Here is a 13,566-nt window from a genome sequence, read left to right as displayed (position 1 = left end):
GATCAGTACGCCTCCGGGGCTCTGTCTGCCGGGTAAGTTGAGCCAATGTTCTCCAAAGTTTTGGTTGCCAACCGCGGCGAGATCGCTATCCGCGCCTTCCGTGCGTCCTACGAACTCGGTGCCTCGACGGTGGCGGTGTTCCCGTTCGAGGATCGAAACTCGGTGCACCGAACGAAGGCCGACGAGGCTTATCAGATCGGGGAGAAGGGCCATCCCGTTCGGGCGTATCTCTCGGTCGACGAGATCGTCGCCGCCGCCAAGCGTAGCGGTGCCGATGCTGTGTACCCCGGCTACGGATTCCTTTCCGAGAACCCGGATCTCGCCGCCGCGTGTGTGGAGGCGGGCATCACGTTCGTCGGGCCCTCCGCCGATGTCCTCGAGCTGACCGGTAACAAGGCGCGCGCGATCGCCGCTGCGAAGGCCGCGGGACTACCGGTGTTGGCGTCCTCCGAGCCTTCCGCCGATATCGACGAATTGGTCGCGGCATCCGAATCCATGACTTTCCCGCTGTTCGTCAAGGCCGTGGCGGGTGGCGGTGGTCGCGGAATGCGCCGCGTGGCCGAGCCCGAGCAACTACGCGAGTCCATCGAAGCTGCTGCGCGCGAAGCGGAGTCGGCGTTCGGCGATGCGACCGTGTTCCTCGAGCAGGCAGTGATCGACCCCCGTCATATCGAGGTACAGATTCTTGCCGACGGCCAAGGCAACGTCGTCCATCTCTTCGAGCGCGATTGCAGTGTGCAGCGTCGACACCAGAAGGTGATCGAGTTGGCACCGGCGCCCAACCTTCCTCAGGAATTACGCGAGAAGATCTGCGCCGACGCCGTGGCGTTCGCCAAGCAGATCGGCTATTCCTGCGCCGGTACCGTCGAGTTCCTTCTCGATACCCGCGGCAATCACGTCTTCATCGAGATGAATCCGCGAATTCAGGTGGAGCACACCGTCACCGAAGAAGTGACCGATGTGGACCTGGTGCAGTCGCAGTTGCGTATCGCCTCCGGCGAGACGTTGGCGGACCTGGGATTGCAGCAGGAAAACATCGTGTTGCGCGGTGCAGCGTTGCAATGCCGCATCACCACGGAGGATCCCGCCAACGGATTCCGGCCCGACGTCGGCCGCATCACTGCCTACCGCACCCCGGGCGGTGCCGGCGTGCGCCTCGACGGCGGCACGACGTTGGGTGCCGAGGTCGGTGCCTACTTCGACTCGATGCTCGTCAAGCTCACCTGTCGCGGCCGTGATTTCGACACTGCCGTGGCGCGTGCCCGACGTGCGGTGGCGGAGTTCAGAATTCGCGGTGTCGCGACGAACATCCCGTTCCTGCAGGCGGTTCTGGTCGACCCCGATTTCACCGCAGGACGCGTCACCACCTCCTTCATCGAGGAACGTCCGGAACTGCTGACGTCGCGTTCCTCGGGTGACCGTGGCACCAAAATTCTGACCTACCTGGCCGACGTGACGGTCAACAAGCCGCACGGGGAACGTCCCTCGCCGGTGTACCCGCACGACAAGCTGCCCGACATAGACTTCTCGGCTCCCATTCCCGACGGCTCCCGGCAACGGCTGCTGGCGCTCGGGCCGGAGGGGTTCGCCCGCGATCTGCGCAATCAGAAGGCGCTCGGTGTCACCGACACCACGTTCCGTGATGCCCATCAGTCGTTGTTGGCAACGCGTGTGCGCACCAGTGGTCTGCTCGGCGTAGCGCCGTACGTGGCGCGAACGACGCCGCAGTTACTCTCGATCGAGGCCTGGGGAGGGGCGACGTACGACGTGGCGTTGCGCTTCCTGCACGAGGATCCGTGGGAGCGGTTGGCGAGCTTGCGAGAAGCCGTGCCCAACATCGCGATTCAGATGTTGCTGCGCGGCAGGAACACCGTCGGATACACCCCGTACCCGGAGAAGGTCACCCGTAGCTTCGTCGCCGAGGCCACCGACACCGGAATCGACATCTTCCGTATCTTCGATGCGCTCAACAACGTCGATCAGATGCGTCCGGCGATCGATGCAGTGCGCGAAACCGGTACGGCCATCGCAGAAGTGGCCCTGAGTTACACCGGCGACCTGTCGAATCCGAACGAGAACCTGTACACGCTCGACTACTACCTGAAGTTGGCCGAGCAGATCGTCGATGCCGGCGCGCACGTGCTGGCCATCAAGGACATGGCGGGTCTGTTGCGTGCCCCCGCGGCCAAGACGCTGGTGACGGCGTTGCGGTCCAACTTCGACCTGCCGGTGCACGTGCACACCCACGACACTCCCGGCGGACAGCTCGCTACCTATCTCGCGGCCTGGGAAGCCGGAGCCGACGCGGTCGACGGTGCCTGTGCTGCCATGGCAGGAACCACCAGTCAGCCCGCGCTGTCGGCGATCGTCGCCGCGGCCGCGCACACCGAGCGCGACACCGGCCTCGATCTGCAGGCCGTCTGCGATCTCGAGCCGTACTGGGAGGCCGTGCGAAAGGTGTATGCGCCCTTCGAGTCCGGGCTGCCGGCACCGACCGGTCGCGTGTACACCCACGAGATTCCGGGCGGCCAGCTGTCGAACCTACGCCAACAGGCTATTTCGCTCGGTCTCGGTGATCGCTTCGAGACGGTCGAAGCCAATTACGCTGCGGCCGACCGCATGTTGGGTCGATTGACCAAGGTGACGCCGAGCTCGAAGGTCGTCGGCGATCTGGCTCTTGCGCTCGTGGGTGCGAATGCGTCCGCCGAGGAATTCGCCGAGGACCCCAGCCGGTACGACATCCCCGATTCCGTTGTCGGGTTCCTACGCGGCGACCTCGGAACACCCGCCGGCGGCTGGCCGGAGCCGCTGCGCACCAAGGCGCTCGAAGGCCGTGGTGCGGGCAAGCCGGTGACGCCGCTGACCGACGAGGACGAGAAGAACCTCGACGGGACGTCGGCGCAACGCCGTACCACTCTGAATCGGTTGCTCTTCCCCGGCCCCACAGCGGAACTCGAAGCTCATCGAGAGAAGTACGGCGACACGACCCGATTGTCGGCCAACCAGTTCTTCTACGGTCTGCGTCAGGGCGAGGAGCATCGAGTCACGCTCGAGAAGGGCGTCGAACTGCTCATCGGACTCGAAGCGATCTCCGACCCGGACGAACGCGGTATGCGCACCGTCATGTGCATCCTCAACGGGCAGCTACGTCCGGTGTCGGTGCGCGATCGGTCCATCGCGAGCGAAGCACCCACGGTCGAGAAAGCAGACCGCTCCAACTCCGGACACATTCCGGCTCCGTTCGCCGGGGTGGTCACCCTGGCAGTCGAGGAGGGCCAGAAGATCTCGGCCGGCGACACCATTGCCACGATCGAAGCGATGAAGATGGAGGCAGCGATCACCGCACCGCGGGGCGGCTCGGTCACTCGTCTGGCGATCTCGGGCGTACAGCAGGTGGAGGGCGGCGATCTGCTCGTCGTCATCGGTGGGGGGTCGACGGGCGAAGAGGCCGGGAGCGAATGACCCGGATCGTCGCGGGCGTTGCCGGGGGTCGCCGATTGGCGGTCCCCGGCCAAGGCACCCGGCCCACGTCGGAGCGGGTTCGAGAGGCACTGTTCAGTGCGCTCGAAAGTCGGATGGAGCTCGACGGGGCCGCGGTGTTGGATCTGTTCGCAGGGTCGGGTGCGCTCGGACTCGAAGCACTCTCACGTGGGGCCGCGTCGGCGGTGCTGGTCGAATCCGACGCACGGGCGGCCGCGGTAGTGCGCAAGAACATCGAATCGGTCGGCCTGACCGGAGCTTCGGTCAAATGCGCGCCGGTGGCCTCGGTCCTGGCCGGCACCGCCGACGCGTCCTACGACCTGGTGTTGGCAGATCCGCCGTACGCCGTCACGGATACCGCCGTGGCCGGCCTCCTCGAGCGGCTCGTGAGCGGGGGATGGCTCTCGGTCGACGCGGTGGTCGTGCTCGAACGGTCGTCGCGTTCGCCGGAGACCGTATGGCCGACTGGGCTCGTGCCGGAGAAGTCCAAGAAGTACGGCGAGAGCCGAATCGAGATCGCAATCCGGTCAGGAGTGGAGCCTGCGGAATGACCGGGTTGGGTCAGGAGTGGAGCCTGCGGAATGACCGGGTTGGGTCAGGAGTGGAGCCTGCGGAATGACCGAAGTGGTCAGGAGTGGAGCCAGCGGAATGAGCTGGCTGAGCTGATAGGTTCGCGGGCATGACTGGCGCACTGTGTCCTGGATCCTTCGACCCGGTGACCATCGGTCACCTGGATATCTTCGAGCGCGCGGCGGCCGCCTTCGACGAGGTGGTGGTGACGGTGATGGTGAACAAGAGCAAGAAGGGCATGTTCAGCGTCGAGGAGCGGATCGAGATGCTCGAGGTCGCGACCGAGCATCTGCCTAACGTTCGGGTCGGTTCGTGGTACGGCCTGCTGGTCGATTACGCACGGCAGGAGGGCTTTTCGGCGATCGTGAAGGGTCTTCGGAGTGCTGTCGACTTCGATTACGAGTTGCAGATGGCGCAGATGAACCGGACGCTGACCGGAGTGGACACGGTGTTCCTCCCTGCGAATCCGGCGCACAGTTTTCTGTCGAGCTCGTTGGTCAAGGAGGTGGCCACGTTCGGGGGAGACGTCACCGGTATGTTGCCGCCGTTCGTGCAGGACCGGTTGATGTCGCGTATCGCCGAGCGTGCCGCCCAGTAGTTCGATGGCGCAGTAGTTCGATGGCCCAGTAGTTCGAAAGGGCGCAGTAGTTCGAAAGGGCGACACACCGGGTGGGTATAGCGCAGACCGGCGTATCGGCGGGCAGACTGAACAGCGAAGAACTGTGGGTGTCGTCTGCGGAGCAGATGCGTTCGCGGTGGCAGATTCGACGATTGGGGTAACCGGTGTACCGCGTATTCGAGGCGCTCGACGAGCTCGTCGCCATTGTCGAGGAGGCGCGCGGCGTTCCGATGACTGCCGGGTGTGTCGTCCCTCGCGGCGATGTCCTGGAACTGCTCGACGACGTCCGTGACGCCATCCCCGGCGAGCTCGACGATGCGCAGGACGTGTTGGATCATCGCGACAAGCTGGTGGGTGATGCGCGGGCGACGGCGGAGAAGACCGTCACCAGTGCGAACGCCGAAGCTCAGGACACGGTGGAGAACGCACGCGACTCGGCGGACCGCATTCTCGCCGACGCCAAAGCACAGGCCGATCGCATGGTGTCCGAAGCGTCGGCGCATGCCGATCAGCTCGTGGCCGATGCCGAAGCCGAGGCCGAGCGAACGGTTCTCGAAGGCCAGCGTGAGTACGAGGCGCTGACCGTTCGCGCTCGCACCGAGGCCGATCGGATGATCGAGTCCGGTACGGCGTCGTACGAGCGGTCGGTCGCAGACGGCACCGCCGAACAGAACCGGCTCGTCTCGGAGACGGAGGTCGTTCAGGCGGCCCACGCCGAGTCGGCTCGGGTGATCGACAGCGCACACGCCGAATCCGATCGGATGCGCAGCGAGTGCGACGTCTACGTCGACACCAAGCTTGCAGAGTTCGAGGAGTTCCTCAGCGGCACCATTCGGTCGGTGGGTCGCGGTCGGCAGCAGTTGCGCACCGGCTCGGGCGTCCCGGACTACGGCAACGAACCGTACGGTGACACCTCCTACGGAAGTGCAGACCAGGGACGTCGTAGTCGGCACTGACCCGTCACGATTTGCTCACGTATGCGCAGATGCGTATCGTTGTGTGGTTGCTTACCGACAGTAGGCACACCGACAGTAAGGAAGATCAGCCGTGCCCCCGCCCAAGAGAACGACGCGTCCCGAACTGGACGCAGGATTCGTTCTGGACATTCTCAACCTCGGTCGTCGACCCGGGTCGACGAAAACCATCGAGCGGACGGTTCCGGCTCCTTCCCGAATCGGCCTCGATGCCATCGCCATCGAAGCCGGTGTACCGGTTTCGCTCGATCTGCAGTTGCAGGCGGTATCCGAGGGCGTTCTCGTCACCGGTTCCGTGCGAGCTGCCACGGCCGGTGAGTGCACGCGCTGCCTCGACCCGGTCACTGGCAATGTCGACGTCTACCTCACCGAGCTGTTCGCTTACCCGAACAGCATCACCGAGGAGACCACGGATGCGGACGAGATTCACCGTATCGTCGACGACCTGATAGATCTCGAACCCGTCATCGTCGACGCGGTCGGTCTGGAGCTTCCACTCCACCCCGTCTGCAGTGACGAGTGCGAGGGATTGTGCCCAGAATGCGGCGTTCGCCTGGCGATTGCTGAATCCGGCCACAGTCACGATACAATTGATCCTCGCTGGGCTGGACTTGCAGCCAAATTTGGCGTGGATCCAGAACCGAGCACAGAACTTGTGAACAACGAAGCCGAGGAGAAGTAAGTGGCTGTCCCGAAGCGCAAAATGTCGCGTTCCAACACGAGGTCGCGTCGTGCACAGTGGAAAACCACTGCGCCCACCCTCGTGACGTGCCCCAACCGTGGTTGCGGCGAGAAGACGCTGCCCCACATCGCGTGCCCTTCGTGCGGTACCTACAAGGGCCGCCAGGTCGTCGCAGCGGTCTGATTCCCGCTCAGGTGACAAACGAAGTAGTGGACCGACACAACGGCGGGCCACAGAACAATAGCTCCACTGCCGTCAGCGGCGGGGACGACCGAGAGTCGCTCCTCGCCGCTATCGGTGTTTCTCTGTCCGAACCCTTGTTGACCCTCGCTCTGACGCACCGGTCGTTCGCCTACGAGCACGGTGGTCTGCCGACCAACGAACGGCTCGAGTTCTTGGGCGACTCCGTGCTCGGCTTGGCGGTCACCGAGCACCTGTACGCGGTGCACCCCACCAAGTCCGAAGGACAGCTGGCCAAGATCAGAGCCAGTGTGGTCAACATGCATGCGCTCGCCGAGGTGGCTCGTGATCTCGGTGACGGCGGCCTCGGTCGTCATCTGTTGCTGGGTAAGGGCGAAGAGCAGACCGGCGGGCGCGACAAGCCCAGCATCTTGGCCGATGGTATGGAGTCCTTGCTGGGTGCGATCCACCTGCAACACGGAATCGATGTTGCCCGCACCGTGGTTCTGACACTGTTCGCCGGCTTGCTCGATCGGGCTCCCAAGCTCGGTGCGGGTCTGGATTGGAAGACCAGCCTGCAGGAGTTGACTGCGGAACGTGCACTGGGTGTCCCCGCGTACGAGATCTCGTCCACCGGACCCGACCACGACAAGGAATTCACGGCCACTGTGCTCGTCGGCGGATTCCCGCGCGGCGTCGGGGTGGGCCGGTCGAAGAAGGAAGCCGAGCAGAAGGCTGCCAGCACGGCGTGGAACTCGTTGTCGGACAACGAGACTCCTGTCGTTGCCGACTCCGCATCCGACTCTTCCTGATGCCCGAACTGCCTGAGGTCGAGGTGGTCCGGCTCGGCCTGGAATCTCACGTGGTCGGCAAGACGGTGCGCTCGGTGGAGGTACTGCACCCTCGCGCCGTACGGCGACACGACCTCGGCGGCCTCGATCTGATCGGCCAATTGCAGGGTCAGCGCATCGCCTCGGCCCAGCGGCGTGGCAAGTACCTGTGGCTGGTGATGGAACCCGGAGATTTCGCGACCGTCGTCCACCTGGGTATGAGCGGGCAAATGCTCGTGCAGCCTCCCACTGTCCCGGACGAGAAGCACCTGAGAATTCGAGCTCGCCTGGACGACGGCAGCGACCTCCGCTTCGTCGACCAACGGACCTTCGGCGGTTGGGCACTCGCTCCGATCGTGACGGTGAACGGAACCCAGGTACCCGAACCGGTCGCGCACATCGCCCGCGATCCTATCGACCCACTGTTCGATGCCGAATCGGTGGTGAACGTGTTGCGCGGCAAGCACACCGAGATCAAGCGGGCACTGCTCGACCAGACCGTGCTGTCCGGTGTCGGCAACATATACGCAGACGAAGCGTTGTGGCGCGCGAAGATTCACGGCAATCGAATCGCAGAAACACTGACGCGTCCCGCGCTGCGGCGTCTGCTGACCGGGGTCCACGCGGTGATGGGGGAGGCCCTCGCTCAAGGCGGAACCTCCTTCGATGCGCTGTACGTCAACGTCAACGGGCAGTCCGGCTACTTCGACAGGTCGCTCGATGCCTACGGGCAGGAAGGACTGCCCTGTTCGAGGTGCGGCGCACCGATCCGGCGCGAAAAATTCATGAACCGCTCCTCGTTCAGCTGCCCCACCTGCCAGCCGCGGCCGCGACACCTCCGGACCTGACCTCATTCCGCAGGCTCCACTCCTGAACCGCCCGCCTAGTATTTCGGTCATGGCAGAACAGAGCACGCCGACCAACCTCTGGGTCGAGCGCACAGGCACACGTCGATACACCGGTCGCAGTTCGCGGGGAGCCGAGGTGCTCATCGGGTCCGAATCGGTCGAGGGTGTTTTCACTCCGGGGGAGCTGCTCAAGATCGCCCTCGCGGCGTGCACGGGCATGAGCTCCGACGTCCCGCTCTCTCGTCGACTCGGTGACGACTACTCCGCCACCGTCGAGGTGTCCGGGGCCGCCGACCGCGAGAACGAGCTCTATCCCGAGTTGAACGAGATCCTTCGAGTCGACCTCAGCGCGATGGACCCCGAGGCGCAGCAACGCCTGCTGACCGTCGTCGAGCGTGCCATCGACAAGGTGTGCACGGTCGGGCGGACCTTGAAGGCCGGAACGACGATCAACCTGGACATCGACGTGGACGCCTGATGAAGTCTCGGGCGATCCTCACCGCGGCGTTGCTCTGCGGCGCGTCGATCGCCGCGGCCCCGGCCGCACAGGCGTCGAGTGCGTGTACTCCGTGGTCGGTGAGCACAGTGGCGTCGGGATTCGGGATGCTCGAGAATCTGGAGTTCGACGGCCGCGGCTCGATGATCGTTTCCGAGACGTCGCCGATCGGACCGGGTGCTCTACGTAGCGTCGCGCCGAACGGAGACCGGGGCACTCTGGTGTCGGGCGTCGAGTCACCCGGCGGCTTGGTGCGGGACGGAGACACCCTGTACTTCACCACCGGAAACAGTGCGGCCGCAGGACTTTTCGATTCCTCGACCGGAACGATCGACGCGCTCGATCTCGATACCGGTGGTCGCTCGACGTACGCGTCGGGCCTGGCGATGCCCAACGGACTGGCGAGATCGGAGACGGGTGATCTCTTCACCACCCGTAATCTGGGTGTCGCTGCAGGCCTGAGCCGGATCGCGACCGATCGCACCGTGTCGACGGTACGTACGGATCTGGGGTCTGCCAACGGGATTGCGATTGCGCGCGGAAAGATCTACGTGGGCAACACGTTCGATGTCGAGCCCGTCGTGTACGTCCTCGACGAGCAGGATCCGTCCGGTTCGGTCTCGCGTGTTCGCGTCGACGGATTCGGACCACTCACCATGTCGGACGACCTGACCGTGGGTGTCGACGGAATGATCTATCTCGCACAGAATCTCGCGGGACGAGTTGTTCGCATCGACCCGACGTCGGGGTCGTCGTGTGCCGTGGCGACAGGTGTGCCGCTGACATCCGCGGTCGCGTTCGGCGGGGTGGGATTCGACCCGACGTCGTTGTACGCAACGAGTTTCGACGGATCCGTCCGAGAGTTGAGCCCGGCATGAACGACGAGCGTCTGACGGCGTGGGTGCACGGCCTGGTGCAGGGCGTCGGGTTTCGGTGGTGGACTCGATCGCGTGCTCTCGAACTCGGTCTCGTCGGTCATGCGACCAACCACGCCGACGGACGGGTGCTGGTGATCGCCGAGGGACCGCGCGATCGTCTCGACGCGCTTCTCGAACTGCTACGCGGCGGTGGAACCCCCGGCACGGTGACGCTCGTCGTCGAGAGTTGGGGGTCGGCCCGCGGTGATCTGAGCGGTTTCGTCGAGCGCTGACCTGCACTACCGGAGGCTGGGCGCGCGGGTGGGCACCTGGCCGGTAAAGTACGGACGCTATGTATCTGAAGAGTCTGACGCTCAAGGGCTTCAAGTCCTTCGCTTCGGCGACGACTCTTCGATTCGAGCCCGGTATCACCTGCGTGGTCGGACCGAACGGCTCCGGTAAATCGAATGTCGTGGACGCTCTGACCTGGGTGATGGGCGAGCAGGGTGCCAAAGCCCTGCGCGGCGGCAAGATGGAAGACGTCATCTTCGCGGGAACCTCGGGTCGAGCGCCGCTGGGTCGGGCCGAGGTGACGCTGACGATCGACAACTCCGACGGAGCGCTGCCGATCGACTACTCCGAGGTATCGATCACCCGCCGCATGTTTCGCGATGGTGCGGGCGAGTACGAAATCAACGGAAGCTCCTGCCGTTTGATGGACGTCCAGGAGCTGCTGAGCGACTCCGGTATCGGGCGCGAGATGCACGTGATCGTCGGGCAGGGCCGGCTGGCGGCGATTCTCGAATCCCGCCCAGAGGACCGGCGAGCATTCATCGAGGAAGCTGCCGGCGTTCTCAAGCACCGCAAACGCAAGGAAAAGGCGGTCCGCAAACTCGACGCGATGCAGGCCAATCTCGCGCGACTGACCGATCTGACGACCGAACTGCGTCGGCAACTCAAGCCGTTGGGTCGGCAGGCCGAGGTCGCACGTCGAGCGCAGACGGTGCAGGCAGACCTGCGCGACGCCCGCCTCCGGCTGGCGGCAGACGATTTGGTGGCCAGGCGAGAAGAATTCGCCAACCAGACGCAGGACGAGGAAGCGGCTCGCGAGCAGTATGCGATGGTGCAGGACGCCCTCGAGGCGGGGACCGTAGCCCTCGCCGAACACGAGCAAGCCGTGGCTCGCCTGACGCCCAGCGCCGAAGCCGCCGGGCAGACGTGGTTTCGACTTTCCGCGCTGGCCGAACGAGTCAACGCGACTGTTCGCATCGCGCACGAGCGGGCCCGGCACCTCGACTCCGTGCAGAGCGCCGGTCGAGGGCAGGACCCAGACGAGCTGGAGGCACAAGCCGAGCGGGTTGCCGAAGAAGAGATGGAACTCGTCGAAGCCGTGGAGATGGCGCGGGAAACCCTCGAAGCGGCCCGCGAACAGTTGGCCGAACGAGAGTCGGCGGCTGCGGCTGCGGAACGGGCGCACCTGGCGGCCGTGCGTGCGGTGGCCGATCGCAGGGAGGGCTTTGCACGCTTGTCCGGGCGGGTCGATACTTTCCGGACCAAGGTCGAATCGATCGACGCCGAGGTGGCACGCCTGTCGGTGGCCATCGACGAGGCCCGTGAACGGGGCGAGGCGGCCCAGCGCGAGTTCGAGAGCGTGCAGGACCAGGTCGGTACCCTCGACGCCAGCGAACTGAGCTTGGACACCCACTACGAGCGCGCAGTGGCTGCGCTACGTCATGCCGATGCGCGTGTCTCGGAATTGCAGGCAGAGGAACGGATCGCGGGTAAGCGGGTGGCGTCCTTCGAAGCGAGGATCGAGGCGCTGACGATGGGCCTCGAACGAAAAGACGGTGCCGGCTGGTTGGTGGAGAACGAACAGGACGGACTGTCGGGACTGCTGGCCGGGCACCTGACGGTCGAGCCGGGATACGAGATCGCGGTCGCAGTCGCGATGGGACCGGCGGCCGACGCTGCCCATGCAGAGTCCTTCGCCGCTGCCCGCGATGCAGTCCTGGCGCTCCGCGCCGCGGACGGTGGTCGCGCAGCCATAGTGCACAGCAGTTCCGTTGCAGTGCAACCACTCTCACGTCCCGAACTTCCTGATGGCGCGCGGTGGGTGCTCGATCTCATCGACTACCCGGACCGCCTGGCCGGTGCCATGACGGCATTGCTCGACGGCGTGGTTGCCGTCGACTCGCTCGACACCGCGCACCGACTCGTCTCCGACAACGGCCGACTGCGCGCGGTGACCAAGGACGGCGACGTCGTAGAACCCGGGTGGGTGACCGGAGGATCGGACCGACGGCCCAGCACGCTCGAAGTGCAATCCGCCATCGACACCTCGACCGTCGAGCTGGCTGCGGCCGTGCGCCGGGCCGAGGAACTCGATGCTGCGCTCTCTGGTGCACTCGCGGAACAGCGCGACCGACGTGAATCGGCGGAGCAGGCTCTGGCTGCCCTCAACGAATCCGATGCCGCTATGGCAGCTGTGTACGAGCAGCTGGGCAGGCTCGGTCAATTGGCGCGGTCTGCTCATGCCGAGTCGGCACGGTTGACGACGCAGCGTGATTCGGCAGAGACGAGTCGCGAGGAAGCGGTCGCTCGGCTGGCCGAGCTCGAAGACAGCCTGCGATCCGCCGAGGACGAACAATCCGGGTTCGTGGGAGACGGTGAGAGCGGCGACGCGGCCACCACGATGGAGCGTGAAATGGCGGCGGCCGCGCTCACCGAGGTTCGCGCCGTGGAAGTCGAAGCTCGGCTGAACGTGCGCACCGCGGAGGAGCGTGCGCAGTCGGTCCGGGGACGGGCAGATTCGCTACGCCGGGCGGCGCGAGCCGAGCGGGAGGCCAGAGCCAGGGCCGAGAGGGAGAGCGCGGCTCGGCGTCATGCTGCCGCGGTCGCTGCCGCAGTGGCGGAGTCGGGTGAAGAGCTCGCGACTCGTCTCGGGGCGGTCGTCGCTGCTGCCGCACGACGGCGCGACGAGCTCTCGGCCGAACGGACAACGCGCACAGCCGAACTCGACACGGTGAAGGAGCAGGTTCGGGCACTGCAGGGACAGTTGGCCTCGATCACCGACGCGGTGCACCGCGACGAGGTGGCGCGTGCCCAGGCCGCTCTGCGCATCGAGCAACTCGAGACGACCATTCTCGAACAGCACGGGATCGGGCTCGACGATCTGGTGGCGGAATACGGCCCCGACGTCCCGCTGCCTCCGACCGAACTCGAAATGGCCGAGTACGAGGCGGCCAAGGAACGCGGTGAGCAGGTGGTGGCACCCGCCCCGATGCCGTTCGACCGCGCCACTCAGCAGGCGCGTGTCAAACGCGCCGAACGGGATCTGGCCACGCTCGGCAAGGTGAACCCGCTGGCTCTGGAAGAGTTCGCGGCACTGGAAGAGCGATACAACTTTCTGTCCACCCAGCTCGAGGACGTCAAGTCCGCGCGCAAGGACCTGCTCGGGGTCGTCGCCGACGTGGACGACCGCATCCTGCAGGTGTTCACCGAGGCCTGGCTGGACGTCGAGCGTGAATTCACCGGTGTCTTCGCCAAACTGTTCCCCGGGGGCGAGGGACGGCTGATTCTGACCGACCCGTCGGACATGCTCACCACCGGAATCGAAGTGGAAGCACGGCCGCCCGGCAAGAAGGTCAAGCGGCTGTCGCTGCTGTCCGGCGGCGAGAAGTCGCTGACGGCCGTTGCGATGCTCGTGGCGATCTTCCGTGCTCGACCGTCGCCGTTCTACGTGATGGACGAGGTCGAAGCAGCGCTGGACGACACCAACCTGCGGCGACTCATCGGTTTGTTCGAGCAACTCCGCGAGAAGTCGCAACTGATCGTCATCACGCACCAGAAGCCGACGATGGAAGTGGCCGACGCCCTCTACGGCGTCAGTATGCGCGGTGACGGCATCACCACCGTCATCTCGCAGCGGCTCAATCGCGAGCGCGTCGCCGTCGATGCAGTCGAACCCGCAGTCGAACCCGCCGAACCGGACGTGTCGGTGCCCAGCGACACCGATTCCGCGACGTGAGGT

The 13,566-nt window shown here is 65.3% G+C and carries 12 protein-coding genes; all 12 read left to right on the top strand.

All coding sequences use genetic code 11. From position 1 onward, the window contains the following. The first annotated feature begins 45 nt into the window (after positions 1-45). The 12 genes from AB0O58_RS11290 (at position 46) to smc (ending at position 13,563) form a co-directional block, all read left to right on the top strand. Entirely contained in the window at positions 46-3,462 is a 3,417-nt protein-coding gene (locus tag AB0O58_RS11290) for a pyruvate carboxylase (protein ID WP_032370779.1), read from the top strand. Next, positions 3,459-4,031, top strand: coding sequence for a 16S rRNA (guanine(966)-N(2))-methyltransferase RsmD (gene rsmD, locus AB0O58_RS11285; RefSeq protein WP_032400559.1), 573 nt, complete (start codon positions 3,459-3,461; stop codon positions 4,029-4,031). The genes AB0O58_RS11290 and rsmD overlap by 4 nt, the downstream gene beginning before the upstream one ends. Positions 4,032-4,159: 128 nt before the next feature. Next, positions 4,160-4,648 (top strand): pantetheine-phosphate adenylyltransferase, encoded by a 489-nt coding sequence (gene coaD, locus AB0O58_RS11280; protein WP_027496670.1) that lies wholly within the window; start codon positions 4,160-4,162, stop codon positions 4,646-4,648. A gap of 185 nt (positions 4,649-4,833) precedes the next feature. Continuing rightward, complete coding sequence (locus tag AB0O58_RS11275; RefSeq protein ID WP_045841865.1) at positions 4,834-5,625, top strand: DivIVA domain-containing protein; 792 nt, start codon at positions 4,834-4,836, stop codon at positions 5,623-5,625. Positions 5,626-5,716: 91 nt separating this feature from the next. Continuing rightward, on the top strand, positions 5,717-6,325 hold the full coding sequence (locus AB0O58_RS11270; protein ID WP_027496671.1) for a DUF177 domain-containing protein: 609 nt from the start codon (positions 5,717-5,719) through the stop codon (positions 6,323-6,325). Then, positions 6,326-6,508: a 50S ribosomal protein L32 gene (gene rpmF, locus AB0O58_RS11265; RefSeq protein WP_032397784.1), complete on the top strand. Its 183-nt coding sequence runs from the start codon at positions 6,326-6,328 to the stop codon at positions 6,506-6,508. An 11-nt stretch (positions 6,509-6,519) separates the two neighbouring features. Beyond that, complete coding sequence (rnc, locus tag AB0O58_RS11260) at positions 6,520-7,317, top strand: ribonuclease III (protein WP_230591199.1); 798 nt, start codon at positions 6,520-6,522, stop codon at positions 7,315-7,317. Then, positions 7,317-8,183, top strand: coding sequence for a bifunctional DNA-formamidopyrimidine glycosylase/DNA-(apurinic or apyrimidinic site) lyase (mutM, locus tag AB0O58_RS11255; RefSeq protein ID WP_032372632.1), 867 nt, complete (start codon positions 7,317-7,319; stop codon positions 8,181-8,183). The genes rnc and mutM overlap by 1 nt, the downstream gene beginning before the upstream one ends. A gap of 49 nt (positions 8,184-8,232) precedes the next feature. Then, positions 8,233-8,661 carry an OsmC family protein gene (locus AB0O58_RS11250; RefSeq protein ID WP_027496674.1) on the top strand — a complete coding sequence of 143 codons (429 nt, stop codon included), beginning with the start codon at positions 8,233-8,235 and terminating at the stop codon, positions 8,659-8,661. Beyond that, the gene (locus tag AB0O58_RS11245) at positions 8,661-9,557 is read left to right on the top strand and encodes an SMP-30/gluconolactonase/LRE family protein (protein WP_366238191.1); all 897 of its coding nucleotides are present in this window, start codon (positions 8,661-8,663) and stop codon (positions 9,555-9,557) included. The genes AB0O58_RS11250 and AB0O58_RS11245 overlap by 1 nt, the downstream gene beginning before the upstream one ends. After that, positions 9,554-9,829 (top strand): acylphosphatase, encoded by a 276-nt coding sequence (locus AB0O58_RS11240; protein WP_027496676.1) that lies wholly within the window; start codon positions 9,554-9,556, stop codon positions 9,827-9,829. Before AB0O58_RS11245 ends, AB0O58_RS11240 begins: the two co-directional genes overlap by 4 nt. A 59-nt stretch (positions 9,830-9,888) precedes the next feature. After that, positions 9,889-13,563, top strand: coding sequence for a chromosome segregation protein SMC (gene smc / locus AB0O58_RS11235; RefSeq protein WP_366238190.1), 3,675 nt, complete (start codon positions 9,889-9,891; stop codon positions 13,561-13,563). Positions 13,564-13,566 lie beyond the last annotated feature (3 nt).

It is taken from the genome of Rhodococcus sp. NPDC080181, assembly GCF_040702225.1.
GTDB lineage: Bacteria > Actinomycetota > Actinomycetes > Mycobacteriales > Mycobacteriaceae > Rhodococcoides > Rhodococcoides fascians.
Note: the sequence above shows the minus strand (reverse complement) of the source record. Positions and strands in the feature narration are given on the sequence as shown.